At 70.5% G+C, this 13,509-nt stretch carries 11 protein-coding genes and 3 pseudogenes; 4 read left to right on the plus strand and 10 right to left on the minus strand.

What is annotated here, in order from left to right; translation table 11 throughout:
- Positions 1-375 precede the first annotated feature (375 nt).
- Together ABEB07_RS02450 and ABEB07_RS02455 are read right to left on the minus strand one after the other, a co-directional pair.
- Positions 376-519, minus strand: a pseudogene (locus ABEB07_RS02450) (IS5 family transposase); the annotation flags it as partial.
- Positions 520-586: 67 nt separating this feature from the next.
- The gene (locus ABEB07_RS02455; protein WP_345666794.1) at positions 587-1,432 is read right to left on the minus strand and encodes an alpha/beta hydrolase; all 846 of its coding nucleotides are present in this window, start codon (positions 1,430-1,432) and stop codon (positions 587-589) included.
- Between the two features lie 118 nt (positions 1,433-1,550).
- On the opposite strand from ABEB07_RS02455, the gene ABEB07_RS02460 reads away from it, so the two are divergent.
- The gene (locus ABEB07_RS02460) at positions 1,551-2,483 is read left to right on the plus strand and encodes a LysR family transcriptional regulator (protein WP_345666795.1); all 933 of its coding nucleotides are present in this window, start codon (positions 1,551-1,553) and stop codon (positions 2,481-2,483) included.
- Between the two features lie 41 nt (positions 2,484-2,524).
- On the opposite strand, the pseudogene ABEB07_RS02465 reads toward ABEB07_RS02460, so the two are convergent.
- Together ABEB07_RS02465 and ABEB07_RS02470 are read right to left on the minus strand one after the other, a co-directional pair.
- Positions 2,525-2,715, minus strand: a pseudogene (locus tag ABEB07_RS02465) (ATP phosphoribosyltransferase); the annotation flags it as partial.
- Positions 2,712-3,359: a hypothetical protein gene (locus ABEB07_RS02470; RefSeq protein ID WP_345666796.1), complete on the minus strand. Its 648-nt coding sequence runs from the start codon at positions 3,357-3,359 to the stop codon at positions 2,712-2,714. The pseudogene ABEB07_RS02465 and the gene ABEB07_RS02470, both read right to left, overlap by 4 nt.
- Positions 3,360-3,479: 120 nt before the next feature.
- Here ABEB07_RS02470 and ABEB07_RS02475 point away from each other — a divergent pair, with 120 nt between their 5' ends.
- Positions 3,480-3,872 (plus strand): NAD-dependent epimerase/dehydratase family protein, encoded by a 393-nt coding sequence (locus tag ABEB07_RS02475; RefSeq protein ID WP_345666797.1) that lies wholly within the window; start codon positions 3,480-3,482, stop codon positions 3,870-3,872.
- Positions 3,873-4,122: 250 nt separating this feature from the next.
- Complete coding sequence (locus ABEB07_RS02480) at positions 4,123-7,497, plus strand: trypsin-like serine protease (protein ID WP_345666843.1); 3,375 nt, start codon at positions 4,123-4,125, stop codon at positions 7,495-7,497.
- Between the two features lie 106 nt (positions 7,498-7,603).
- On the opposite strand, the gene ABEB07_RS02485 is transcribed toward ABEB07_RS02480, so the two are convergent.
- From ABEB07_RS02485 to ABEB07_RS02505, 5 genes are all read right to left on the minus strand, one after another.
- Positions 7,604-8,626 carry a hypothetical protein gene (locus tag ABEB07_RS02485; RefSeq protein ID WP_345666798.1) on the minus strand — a complete coding sequence of 341 codons (1,023 nt, stop codon included), beginning with the start codon at positions 8,624-8,626 and terminating at the stop codon, positions 7,604-7,606.
- Positions 8,627-8,890: 264 nt separating this feature from the next.
- Positions 8,891-9,253: an alpha/beta fold hydrolase gene (locus tag ABEB07_RS02490; protein WP_425588936.1), complete on the minus strand. Its 363-nt coding sequence runs from the start codon at positions 9,251-9,253 to the stop codon at positions 8,891-8,893.
- A 19-nt stretch (positions 9,254-9,272) separates the two neighbouring features.
- Complete coding sequence (locus ABEB07_RS02495) at positions 9,273-9,725, minus strand: DUF5707 domain-containing protein (RefSeq protein WP_176146593.1); 453 nt, start codon at positions 9,723-9,725, stop codon at positions 9,273-9,275.
- Between the two features lie 596 nt (positions 9,726-10,321).
- Positions 10,322-10,588: a GlsB/YeaQ/YmgE family stress response membrane protein gene (locus ABEB07_RS02500; protein WP_164587439.1), complete on the minus strand. Its 267-nt coding sequence runs from the start codon at positions 10,586-10,588 to the stop codon at positions 10,322-10,324.
- 718 nt (positions 10,589-11,306) lie between these two features.
- Positions 11,307-11,939, minus strand: a complete 633-nt coding sequence (locus ABEB07_RS02505) for a TetR/AcrR family transcriptional regulator (protein ID WP_345666799.1) — start codon at positions 11,937-11,939, stop codon at positions 11,307-11,309.
- 100 nt (positions 11,940-12,039) lie between these two features.
- Between ABEB07_RS02505 and ABEB07_RS02510 the strand changes: the two genes are divergently transcribed.
- Complete coding sequence (locus ABEB07_RS02510; RefSeq protein WP_345666800.1) at positions 12,040-12,972, plus strand: NmrA/HSCARG family protein; 933 nt, start codon at positions 12,040-12,042, stop codon at positions 12,970-12,972.
- Between the two features lie 67 nt (positions 12,973-13,039).
- On the opposite strand, the pseudogene ABEB07_RS02515 reads toward ABEB07_RS02510, so the two are convergent.
- A pseudogene (locus tag ABEB07_RS02515) lies at positions 13,040-13,249 on the minus strand (DUF6207 family protein); the annotation flags it as partial.
- Positions 13,250-13,509: the final 260 nt, after the last annotated feature.

Genomic DNA, 13,509 nt, shown 5'->3' on the forward strand with positions numbered 1-13,509 from the left:
GAAGCCACACCGGCACCGCGGATCGCAACGGCAGCGCCCGCGACGCCCGTCACCACGTTGCCGATGACAGCGCCGATGATGACGACGGCCGGCCCGGCCGCAACAGAGCGGCGAAGCCCAGGCCGCCGGAACATAGTCCGCCCGGCTCAGGATTTTTCAAGAGCATTCGACTCAGAAGCGCTCGACCGTCTCGCCGGCCCGTATTCGGTGATCTTCCAGCCGTGCTTCGACTTGGTCTCGCTTTACTCGGTCGCGCCAGGAGGCAGTGTTCTCGCTGGTGAGGCTGTGCGGCGGCGGGGCATGACGTCGTCATGGCGAGGTGGATCACGACCTCGGAGCGGGCGGATACACTCGCGTAGTCGCGCGCGAGACATCGCCACCGTCCACCCACGCCTTGCGGATGCCGGGGTGGTCAGCGGCGACCAGGTCCAGGAGCCAAGTGCCGGCGACGGAGTCCCGCACGCACGACGCGGTGACTGCAACGGCCGGCAGCGGACCGATGGTGTCGGTGACGATGGCGCTCTGAGCGTCGATCACACGGGCGGACGGCTCCGCGTCCCGCCCTCCTGCACCGGCCGGTGCCCGCTCACGAGGTGAGGGCCGCGGCGAGCTCGACCGGTCGGGCCGCGAACGGGCTGTGGCTGCCGGGCAGGGTGTGCACGGTGAACGGGTTACCGGGGAAGGCCCGGTCGGCTTCCGCGATCATCAGGTCCTGCGCGGCCGGTGCCAGCGCCCGGTCATCGGCGCAGCGCAGGAAAGTTCGTGGGATTCGTCCCCACCGTGCCGCGGTCAGGGTGACCGGAGCCGTCGGAATCGCCAGGGGCAGATCAGGGCTCAGCGCGGAGCGCCACCGGTCGAAGCGGTTCGGCGGGGTGTCGTGGTAGTGGGTTTCCCGCAGTTCGTCGAGGTAGGCGGGATCCGTTGAGAGCGGGTTGATCCGTACGGCGCCCAGGGCTTCGGGGTCGCCGAGGTTCAGGTTCCGGCCCAGCGCGGTGGCGTTCTCGGGTGAGCCCAGGTAGTCGAAGAAGCGCGGCCTGCCGCCCGGGACGAACGCGGACAGGTAGACGATCCTGTCCACCAGCTCGGGCGCCCGCTCCGCGGCCAGGGACGCGGGACCGCCGCCCGCGCTGTGCGCGACGAGCACGACAGTGCGATGGTGACGCACCTGGCGCAGGACGCTGAGTGCTGCCTCGGCGCAGTCGTCCATCGTCAGAGGGGCGAGCCGTGACCTCTCGGTCAGCAGGCCCGGCTGGCCGGGCAGCAGGTATCCGGTGGGCAGGGGTGCGTCGAAGCCGTGCCCCGGCAGGTCGACGGCCACGCTCGCAGCGCCCAGTCCGGTCAGCGCGCGCTGCGTCGCCGCCCACTGTCCGGAGCTGTGCCAGGCACCGTGCACGAGAACGAAGACGGTGTCGGTCGGAGATACGTTCTTCATGGCTCCATTCCAGACAGGAACCACAGCGCCATCCATTCGTAGATCTGCTAAGTGGCATGGCGATATCTTTGAGGTCTTGTCGGCAGCTGAACGGGATCGATGGGATGGGGGCCGAGTCGTGGAAGCGCGACACCTGCGGTACGCGGTCGCTCTCGCCGAGCACGAACACTTCGGCCGGGCGGCCCGCGCGCTGGGCATCGCGCAGCCGCCGCTGTCCAAGCAGATCGCCGACCTGGAGCGCGAGGTCGGGGCCCGGCTGTTCGACCGCACACGTCAGGGGGTGTTCCTGACCGCAGCCGGTGAGGCGTTCCTCGCGCGGGCACGCCGGGCGCTCGACGAGATCGCGGCGGCCGCGGTCGACGCGGGCCGGGCCGCGCGCGGCGAGACGGGACGTCTGCGTCTCGGCTTCATCGCCTCGGCACTGCTCGACCCGCTGCCGGACGTCCTGAGCCGGTTCGGCCATGAACGGCCCGACGTGAGACTGGAACTGCACGAGATGGCGACCAGCCGCAGTAGCTCAGCTCTCGTCGCCGGGGAGCTGGACGTGGCCCTCACCCTCGGCCCGCCACGAGGCGCCGGAGCCGAGCGTCTCGTGTCCGTCCCGATCGGGCGCGACCACGTGATCGCCGTGGTGAGTACGGTGCACCCGTACGCGGGTCAACCTTCAGTGAGTGCCGACCAGTTGCGGCGACAGCAGCTGATCGTGTCGTCCGGCCGGGACGAGCCCGCTGTGGTCGCCGGACTGCGCACCCTGCTGGGCACGGACTCATCGGCTCTCGGTGGCGCGACCGTCGCGAGGGACGTGCACACGATCATCGGACTCGCCGCGTCGGGCGTGGGCGTCGGCCTGGGGCCGTCCCGTATGAGGGCCGTCCCGCGTGCGGGAGTGCGGTTCTGTGAGGTGACCCCGCACACGCCCCTGCCCGATCTCGTCCTGTCCTTCGCGGCCCGCGACCACTCCCCGGTGCTGCGCGCGTTCCTCGGCACCATCCGGGAGAACTGCCCCCACGTCGGTGCCGCACTCGACGACCGCCTCCGGCCCCACGCTTGATCCGGGCCTGTCCTGGTGGGCAGCGGCTCTTCCGAGGCGTAGTCCGCCACGTCCTTGACCGTGCCCGGCTTCGCCGCATAACGGAACGTCGAGCGGGCGAAACCGAGCGGCAGCACCTCCTCGGTCGACGCCCCCGAGTCGAGCAGCAGGTCACGACCCGTGATGCCGATGTCGAGGCGCCCGGCGCTGACGTAGAGGCGATGTCGCGGGGGTGGAGGTAGAGGAACTCTATCGCAGGCCCCACTCATCCAGGCCGGAGTAGATCAACGCGGTGCGGCCCCGCGGAAAGGAGAAGGCCTCGGTCTCCCCTGAATAGATCGCCACAAGCGAGTCGGCTCCTCGCCACCAGGTGTCGGCCAGGCCCCTCACTTCGCGCACTGGCTCGTACCCGTCCAGCACGATGCCATCGACATCGTCGCCGGTCACCTTGACGATCTGCTTTGCGCACGCGGACACGTGATGAGTCAGGGCGAGCGACTCCACCCAGCCCGCGATGGTGGCATGGAGGGGCACCCACCGACCTGCGTGAATGCCGAACTCACCGGACGGCCCGATCATGAACGAGTACGGGACGGCGGTCCGCTGCATCCCGGCTTCGAACCACCATCCATCGGAGGCCGAGCCCTCGGGCGAGTCCGCTTCGAGGTACCTGGGTCCGCCGTCATACTGCGGTGAGGGTGGCAGTACCAGGCCACCCCACTGCTCTTCATATGCCGCCATCCGGTCGATGACCGCCGCCGGGATGTCTCGCTCGAGCCACCACTGCCTGTGCTCCTCGATGGGCCGGATGTCGACCTTGACGCCGTGCGCGCAGACGAACGACCGGGCTCGTTGGGTCAGGCCATCAGGCACATCGTGGAAGAGATTGAGATTCACCAGGCTGACGCTACCCAGTACCCGAGGGACCGCCGACCGTGGGCAGCTCTGCGCCCCCCGCGGCCCACGGGACATCTCACCGGTCCGCAGGAGCCGGTGCGCCCCGACGGTCTGTACGGGGTGAGCAAGGCGGCCGTCGAGGCCCTCGGGCAGCTGTATGCCGATAAGCTCGGCCTGTCTGTGATCTGCCTGCGCATCGGCAGCTTCGAGCAAGCGCCCACCGAGCCGCGGCATCTGGCGACCTGGCTGAGCCCACGCGACGCCGTCGGCTACATCCGGGCCGCACTGACCGCTCCGCCGTCCATTCGCTTCGCCACGGTGTACGCCGTCTCCGCCAATACCCGCCGCTTCTTGGAACTTCCCGACCCAGCGGTACTGGCCTACGTCCCCGTCGACGACGCCCAACTCCACGCCGAGGACATCCCGGGAACCGACCTTCCGGCCGACCCCGCCGCACCCCAGGCCGGCCCCTATGCCCTGCCCGAGTTCACCCTCGAGCACCTCAGTCCCTGACCCGCACACCCTCGACGTCGGTCAGGCTCCCGGCCCGGGCTCGGTCACTGTGAACTGACGCCTCGCTCACCTCTGTTGACAACCGGCTCAACACCCCACTCCCACCTGCGCGTTCGCCGTGCGCCCCGGCGCACTCTGTGAACGTCGTGGAACGTCCACCAAGCAGGCCGAATCCGGCCCGCGGGTCACTACCTTGGCGCGGTGTTTCCCCATCCCCACCCTTGGAGGCATCGTGTCACGATTGCCGATAGTGGCGCGGACGGCCGCCGCGGCGGCCTGTCTGGCCACGGTGGCCGCGCTGGCCGCGGCCGTTCCCGCGGCGGCCGACCCACATCCCAGAACGTCGCTGGGATCCAGCGGCTCCGCCCCGGCGGGCGCGCACCGGCTCCGTACGACAGCGCACGACCGCACGATCGATGTGGCGCTGTCGCTCAAACCGCACGACCAAGCCGGGCTCGACGCGTTCGTCGCGTCGGTCAGCAACCCGGCGTCACCGTACTACCGGCACTACCTCACCAGCGCCCAGTACAACGAGCGGTACGCGCCCCGAGCGTCCGACGTCGCCGAGGCGAGCGCCTTCCTGAAGTCCAACGGGCTGAGCGTCACCAAGGTCTCGGGCAACCGGCAGGTCATCGACGCGACCGGCACCGCCGAGCAGGTACGGGCCGCGTTCGGCACGTCGATCGGCGACTACACGGACACAGCGGGCGAGCACTTCTACGCGAGCGACAAGGCGCCGACCGTGCCGTCCGCGCTCGCGTCCACCGTCCGGGCGGTCACCGGCCTGACCGACCGGCCGGTGGCGCACCGGGCGGGCGGCAGGCCGGCCGGGCACAGCAGCAGGACGCTGACCGGCAGGCCCGGGAGCGGCCCCGCCGGTCCCGCGGGCCCTGCGGGCGGGTACACCCCGGCCCAGTTCCGTACCGCCTACAGCATGAAGAACCTGTCCGCCTCGTACAACGGCTCGGGGCAGACCGTCGGGCTGATCGAGTTCGACGCGTTCAAGCAGTCCGACATCGACGCGTGGACGAAGTACTTCGGGCAGCCGTCGGTGAACGCGCGGGTCGTCCCGGTGAACGGCGGTGTCCGCAGTCCGGGGAGCGACCAGCTCGAAGTCACCTTGGACGTCGAGTCGGTGGCCGCGACCGCGCCCAACGCCGCGCAGATCGTGTATGAGGCGCCCAACTCGGACAACGCCTGGGTCGATGAGATGGCGAAGATCGCCGGCGACAACCAGATCACGATCCTGTCCGGCTCGTGGCTCAACGGCGAGAAGTGCGAGTCGGCGCCCATCCAGGCGTCGCACGACTCGTACACCCAGATGGTCGCGCAGGGGGTGACGCTGCTGTCGGCCTCCGGTGACTGGGGGGCGACCGGCTGCGGCTACCAGGGCGACAACTCCACCGTGCAGGCCGACTATCCGCCCAGCGACCCGCTGTTCACCGGGGTCGGTGGGACGCAGCTGCGGACGAGCGACAGCGCGGGCACGTACCAGTCGGAGTCCTGCTGGAACCAGGGTGGTTCCGGCAACACCCGTTCCGGCGGCGGCTATTCGCAGATCTTCACCCGGCCGGACTGGCAGCCCGGGACCAACAAGTACCGGTCGGTGCCCGATGTGGCGCTCGACGCGGACTACGGCGCCGGAGCGGTGTCGGTCTACATGAACGGCGGCTGGCAGGACGTCGGCGGGACCAGCGCCTCGGCGCCGCTGTGGGCCGGCTACATCGCCATGGTCAACCAGAAGGCCGGGGCCGCGGGCAAGGGCAACCTCGGCGCGATGAACCCGACGATCTACGCCGTCGCGCAGTCGTCCCGGTACGGCTCGACGTTCCACGACGTCACGACGGGCGACAACGGCACGTACAACGCCGGCACCGGCTACGACCTGTGCACCGGCTGGGGTTCGATGCAGGGTGACAACCTCGCCGATCCGCTGATCGACGGTGCGACCCCGCCCGCGGCCGACGACTTCTCGATCAGCGCCGATCCGCGATCGGTGAGCGTCGCCCCGGGCAAGTCGGTGACCGCCACGGTCAGCACCAAGGTCGTCAAGGGCAGCGCGCGAACCGTGGCGCTGTCGGCGTCCGGACTGCCCGCAGGCGTGAGCGCGAGCTTCGATCCGGCGTCGGTGACGGCGGGCGGCTCCTCGACGCTGACCCTGACCGCGGCGCCCTCGGCGTCGCCCGGACAGAGCGACGTCACCGTGACCGGCAAGAGCGGCGACGCGACGCACAGCGCCCCGCTGTCGCTGACCGTCAACGGCTCCGGGCAGGGCGATTTCTCCATAAGCGTCAGTCCGGACTCGGCGACGGTGACCGCCGGGCAGTCGGCGACCGCGACCGTGAACACCACCGCCGCGCCGCAGGCGGTCCGCCGCCCGGCGGCCACAGCGACCCACGGCACCACGGCGACCCGCGGCACCACGGCGACCCGCGGCATCGGCCCGGCCGTCGTGGGCGGCAGTCCGACCACGGTCGACGCGTACCCGTTCATGATCTCACTGCGTAGGAACGGCAGTTCCTTCCCCGGGCAGCAATCGTGCAGCATGGCCCTGGTCGGTCCGCACACGGTCGTCGGCGCGGCACACTGCTGGCTGGAGAACTCCGGCGACAAGTGGTTCGTGTACGGCGCGACCAACCTGAACGACACCGGGTTCCGCGCCGACATCAAGAGCGTGTGGACCGACCCGGACTACCACGGCTGGCAGACCGGCCACGACGTCGCTGTCTTCACCCTGGCGCAGGACGTCCCGGTGCCGTCCGGCATCGTCTACCCGACCATCGCGACGAACACCTCGGTCGACACACCCGGCACCATGGGCAAGGGGATCGGCTGGGGAAAGACCGGCGCCAACACGTACTCCGACGTGCTCCGGACGGTCGACCTGCCGGTGGCCGCGGACTCGGCATGCGCACAGCAGCCGGTGCTGTCGTCGAACTGGAAGAGCGACGGCTCGATGCTCTGCACCGGCTACGCGGACGGCCACGCGGGTGTGTGCGTCGGCGACAGCGGAAGCCCGTTCCTGGAGGGCAACCAGATCGTCGGGTTCTTCTCCTGGATGTCCAACAACTGCGACACCTACGGCGTGTACGCACGTGTGACGACGTACGCCGACGAGATCAAGGCCCATCTGCCGGGCGGCACCGCGCCCTCGGGTGACATCGCGCTGTCGGCGAGCGGTCTGCCCTCGGGCGCGACCGCGAGCTTCGACCCGACGTCGGTGAACGCGGGCGGCAAGTCCACGCTGACCATCGCCACGAGCGCGTCGACGCCGGCGGGGACGTACAAGGTGACGGTCGGCGGCAAGAACGCGACGGCCGGCCACGACACCGCCTTCACCCTGACGGTCCAGGGCGGGGCGTCGACGCCGGTCACGGTGCAGGATCCCGGTTTCCAGTTCACCCAGCACGGGACGCCGGTCAGCCTGCGACTGCGCGCGAGCGGCGGGAGCGGGACGTACACCTGGTCGGCGACCGGCCTGCCGCCGGGTCTGTCGGTCGACAGCCGCACCGGTGTGGTCAGCGGCACCGCCGCGCAGGCGTCACGAACCTTCGACGTCACGGTGACGGCCACCGACAGCGGCGGCCGGAGCGGCAAGGCGGGATTCAGCTGGTTCGTCTACTGAGCCGTGTCGCAAGCCTCTTGAAGGCCCTCCGAGGGGCGGCCTCCCCCGGGATGCTCCCCTGACCGCGTGGAGTGCGGGACTGACCGGCGGTGTGTCGAACCGCCGGTCAGTCCCATTCCCAGGACATGCCTACGATGCCCGGACCGCTGTCGGTGACCACCAGGTGCGCGGTGCCCGACGCCCCGATCCACAGCGGGGCGCCGACGTGCCGGGGCGCGTGCACACCCGCCTGCCGGAACGGCACGCAGCTCACCGGGAGCCGTCCGGCAAACTCCGTCTGCAGGACGTACTGCCGGATCGACCGGGTGAACCGGTGGTGGTAGAAGGTGAGTTCGGGACCGGGCGGGAAGTGGGAGGTGAACTCCACGACGCCTCGCTCACCGGCGGCCAGGCGCTGCTCCAGGAGTAGTTCGCACACCGTGGCGCCGGTCGCGTCGTCGGCCCGTACCCGGCCCACCCGGCAGAACTTGACGTCGGACGGGACGGCGGCGGCCGACTCCTCGGCCCACAGCAGGACCACGCAGCGGTCGACACGGTCGGCCGACGCCTCGAACACCATCCGGGTGCGCAGGCTCGACAGCCGGTGGTCCTCCCCGACCCGCACGTACTCCTGCACATCGAGTTTCCGGATCCGGTCGTCGGACAGCGCGCCCATCGCGGCGAGCAGCGGCCGGTGCGCGGGCCACAGCCTACGCCGGTCGATGGCGTCCGGCTCGGCCTTGCGGCACCGCCCGCGCGGCCGCGGCGGTCCGAGCCGCGACACCAGCGAAGCGGCGGGCAGACCCAGCAGAGCCTCCAGCCCGCGGACCGCGCGCAACGACTCGGCGCGCTCGGGACGACTGCGGCCGTGCCGCCAGTAGCTCAGCGCGGCGCGGCTGACCCGTACGCCCTGGGCGGCGAGGTGGTACTGCACGCGTTCCAGGCTCAGACCACGGTGGTTGAGCGCGTAGTCGAGCACTTGGGCGAAGGTGCCGTCCCGCAGGAGCCGCCGCAGCTCCCGGTCGACGGGTCTGTCCCCGGCGGCGCCCGCGTGCGCCATCATGGGCGCCCCGGGCGGCACGGGGACCGGTGGGTGGCCCGTGCCGTCCACCGGCCGACCGACGGGAATCGAGGACGAACCGCTCGCCATCCCGCATCTCCCCCCGCGCCGACGGCATCAGGTCCACTATCGACGGCTCCCCGCCAAAGGTCCAGAGCGAGGCCTCCCGGCATCGATCTCCCCGAACTCGACACCCTGGCGCCGTGTGCGCAGTTGTCCCAGACGCTGACTCGGTCGGATGGTGACTCCCGCAGTCACCTTGAAAGGGTCCCCGCAGCCACGCGCATGACCACCCACAACGTGATTACCGCTAACCCGGGAGACGGACAGGACCATCCCCTGCGCACGGGCTTCTCAGGGTCCCGGAAGTTGGCGAAGCTCCCCCAGTGCAGGCGCGCCGGCGACGTGGCCCAGAACTCCTCGGCGATCCAGGCGGCCCTGCCCCGCCGGGGAGTCGGTGAGGCCGTAGCCGAGCGTCTGCGGCCGGGGCCCCTGGATCGGACCCAGGTTCAGGTGCACGCCGGCCACCCGCTCGGGCGCCGCCTCCCCCAGCACCGCGGACACCGCCGAACCACAGTCACCGCCCTGCGCGCCGTACCGTTCGTAACCCAGCAAGACCATCAATGTGTCCCAGCCGCGCGCGGTGCGAGTGATGCCCCACCCGGTCGTCGACGGCTTGTCACTCCAGCCGTACCCGGGCAACGACGTTGCGACCACGCGGGGTGGGGCGGAGTCGTCAGTGCTTGACGGTGAATGTGGCGGCTTGGGGCGCGAAGGTCGTGTTGTGGTCCTTGGCGGTGGCCAGGGCGGAAACGTGCCAGACGCCCTCGGGCAGCGCGGCGGCTTCCTTGGCCGAGCTCTTCGCGGTGTAGGTGCACTCCGAGGCCGTCGCGGAGGTCGCCTTGCACGTGGCTTCCTCGACCTCCCGCATCTCGCCCGCCGTGGGCGCGAGGCCCGAACTCGCCGGCCAGGCGAGCACCCGCAGGCTCTTGACTCCGGAGTTGTCGGCCACGGTGGCGCTGAAGGTGAGCGAGGCGCTGCCACCGGCCGTCCTGGTGTAGTGGGCGGTGGCCTTTGAGATCTCCGGCTTGGCCGGCACAGCGGCGTCGGCCGAGGAGACGAACACCACGGTGCCGGCAGCGACGGCTGCGGCTGCGGCGAGCGACGCGATGACAAGGCGCTTGGACATGGGGCATCCCCTCATAGGTGACCGCTATTGGTCTCTTCGCCGAGCGCTCCGCGCACCGCGACGTTGTGTACACAGCCTGTCTCGACGGCCTTGTCCGCCGCATGGGCAGAACTACTCAACCGAAGTACTCAGACGCGCAGCCGGGTAGCCGTGCTCCGCGATGTCCTCAAGGACCGAGGCGAGGACATCGACCCGGGCCCGCTGGTCGGCCGCGTAGGCGCGGACGGACGCGGCGGCATTCTCATCGAGGGGCTGGCGGTCGGGCGCGGCGCGGGGGCCGGCTGCTGGCTCATCCCCGGGCGCCGGGCAGCGGTGCCTGGTGGCGGTCCTCGAGACGCTCTTCCGGAGCGTCCACTGGTTTGGCCTGGTCTGACCGCCCACACCGAGAGAAGCCTGGTTGCGACGCTCGGTAATCGTTGTAACCACCGGAGCGGGCCCGTTGACCTGTGACAGTGGATTGCCTCCGCAGGTGGACCGAATGCGGTTCGTGACAGCGAAGACGGACCGCCGTAGCCCAGGAGCGCCGTGCCCGGCTGCAGCACGGTCGGCTCAGGACTCGACGCCGGCTGTGGACAGAGACGGATCGCCGGTCGCGGTCAGCGCGAACGCTGTCCGGTGAAGAGGCGGTACAGCAGGAGCACGATCACCGAGCCGACGATCGCGGCGATCCACGTCGAGAGGTGGAAGAAGCCGTTGATGGAGTGCACGCCGAAGATCACCTTGCCGAGCCAGCCACCGAGCAGACCGCCGACGACGCCGATGAGCATCGTGACGAGGCAGCCGCCCGGGTCCTTGCCGGGCATGAGTGCCTTGGCGATGGCACCCGCGATGAGGCCGATGAGAATCCAGGCGATGATGCCCACGGTGTGTGTCCTTTGCTGTAGGTGGTGCCGGGGAAGACCCGACGGAGGTTCCGCCGGGGCTGCCCGCCGGTTGCTCCGCGCGGACGACCGGCGACATACGGATATCCGCTCGGGAACACTCCACACGGGGCAAGGTCCCTGTTCCCTCAGATCGGCCCACGCGGCACCCGCCCCGTCGGCCGATCAGGCGCTGCGGCTCGGCTTTCGCGGCCCGCCGGTCGGCGGCGAGCTCGGCCTGGAGGGCGGCGTCGGTCTCCAGGGAAGTAGACGCCACCGGCTGTAACGTGCAGCTGCGTGATCCACTCCCCCTCAGCGACTTCGGCCGGGACGTGTTCGCCGTCGGCCAGGTTCTCACGGTCGCGGTCCATGTGCTGCTGAAGCCGGGCGTCCTCAAGCGCGGCCGCGGCCTCGGTGACGGCTATTCGGGAGGAGGCGCGGCGGCGCACCGGGCGGCGGCCGACGCTCGCCTGGTCGATCGGCCGTCGGGGCGCGGGCGTGCCGGGCATCGGGAAGCGTCGACGGCGGGATCGGGGAGCCTGAGGGGTCACGGAGCCTGCCGATTGTGGCGGGGACAGTGACGGAACATCCGGCTGCCGGGCGGATGCATGGCAGTTCTGGATGAGCTGAAGCTCAGGGGTTGCCACCGGCGACGCCGGATGAGCTGGCGGAAAGGGCGTGACGAGGCAGCTTGGTTGTCACCGGGGAGGCATCCCAATCGTCACACGCGCCCATTCGGCTGACTTTCCGCCGTCATCGTCGACGGGCCGGAGTTCCCGGGCGCCCCGGCCGTGCCCTGCTGGGGGCTGAGCCCTTCCACAGCGAGGCGGAAGAGGCGGTCGGCCTGGGTGTCGGGGTCCGCGTGGTGCTCGGTGGCCAGGGCGATGCCGACGGCGAGGGTCAGCAGGTCGTGGAAGGTGACGTGCGGTGCGACCGCCTTGTCGCGGATGGCCCGCTGGAGCAGGGGAGCTGCGGCCGCTTCGATGGTGCTGCTGCAACTGTTCGGAGAGGGATTTTCGGCCGGGGGCTCGTAGCTGAGGATGTGGGCGAATCCGCGGGCTGAGACGGCGTAGCGGACGAAGGCGTGGAGCCACTCCAGCAGTGCGGTGCGGCCGTCCTCGGTCTCACTCAGCCGGTGGGCGCGTTCGCACAGGCCCGCAATGCGCTCCTGGAAGACGGCTTCGAGAAGTGCCCGGCGGGTGGGGAAGTGACGGCGCACGGTCGCCGAACCGACGCCTGCGGTGCGCGCGATCTGCTCCTGGGATGCCTCGGCGCCGTGCGCGGCGACCTCGGCTTCGGCGACGGCGAGGATGCGCTGATAGTTGCGTCGGGCGTCCGAGCGCTGGCCAGTCATGATCTCCCCATTGCTAAGCGGCGGGCCCCGCCATATCTTAGCGGCACACGAAACGGCGGGCCCCGCCGTTTCGCCTCTCCGGTCCGTGAGGAGCAGCACCATGCCCAGCAGCAGCGATACCGTCCTGGTCACCGGCGCCACCGGCCAGCAAGGCGGGGCCACGGCTCGCGCACTTCTGGCCGCCAAGGTGCCCGTACGTGCGCTCGTACGCGATCCCCGGTCGAAGCCCGCCCGGGCGATCGAGGCGCTGGGCGCCGAACTGGTGCGCGCGGATCTTTCCGACCGGGCCTCCCTCGACCCGGCGGTCGAGGGGGTCCGCGCGGTGTTCTCGGTGCAGATGCCGCCCATGACCGAGACCAGCGTGGACTTCGCGAGCGAACTCGCCCAGGCCACCAACCTGGCTGACGCGGCGAAGGCTGGAGGAGTACGGCAGTTCGTACAGTCCTCGACCAGTGGAGTCGGTGAACACACCCAGGTCGCCGGCTGGGCCGAGGGCCGCTGGGCGGCGATGGCGGACTACTTCCACACCAAGCAGGCGATCATGGAGGCGGTGCGTGGTGCGGGTTTCGCCCGCTGGACGGTGATCAAGCCCGCCTTCTTCATGGAGAACCTGCCCCTGCTGGCGCCCAAGGGCCCCCGCGGTGGACTGCTGACGGTACTGAAGCCGGACACCGAACTGGCCTTGGTCGCCGTGCGGGACATCGGCACGGCCGCGGCGCACGCCCTCCGATACCCCGACCGGTTCCACCAGGTGGAACTGGAACTGGCTGGTGACCTCCGCACGATGGAGCAGATCGCGCAGACCCTGTCCGCCGCCTGGGGTGTGCCCGTGACCGCGCCCTCCATGAACATGGAAGAGGCCCTTGATGCGGGCATGCCGAAGTGGGGAGCCGGACACGAGTGGAACAACGCGGTCCTCCAGCCCGCCCGGCCCGCATTCGCCCGGAAGTTGGGCATCCCACTCACCACCTTCGCCGAGTGGGCGGACGAGCAGTTGACACACGTGTCTGATGAGGGGCGTACGGCGCTGTGACCTGTGGCAGCGCACACCGAGGGCGAACTCGAGGCGATCACCTCGCACACGCGGCGGGCACACGACCTCAGCCACACCCGGACGCCGGCGCTTGCGGTTCCGGCCGTAGCCGGACCGGAAACCCGAACGTGGCTGAGATCGCCGCACATCGGATGCCCGGAGCGGACGACTGCCACGGCATCCCCGGGGCGTGAAGCCTCCTCCGGCGCAGCGCGAGAAGGCAGCGCAGCCGTACGCCTGACTCGCCGGGCGTCCTGGTCGCCCGGTCATCCGCAGCGGTCGTCCGCCGCTCCGGTGTCGGCCGGAGCGGTACTTGGTGGGCGGCGGCCTACCCCGCTCGGCCGTGTCCGCCCTTCACGCTGAGTTCGGCCTGCCGCAGGCCGCAGTTCTTGATCCGGAGCTCTGCGGCTGCAGTCAGGAAGGTGTCGATCTCGCGCGACTGCGATGCCGGATGGCGCGGACTGCGCAATTCGTCCGGCCGGCGTCAGGGGCATCCACCCGTCGGTCGCTCCCGCGCCGATCCAGGCCTCCCGAAAA

This window comes from Streptomyces similanensis, from assembly GCF_039543625.1.
Lineage (GTDB): Bacteria > Actinomycetota > Actinomycetes > Streptomycetales > Streptomycetaceae > Streptomyces > Streptomyces similanensis.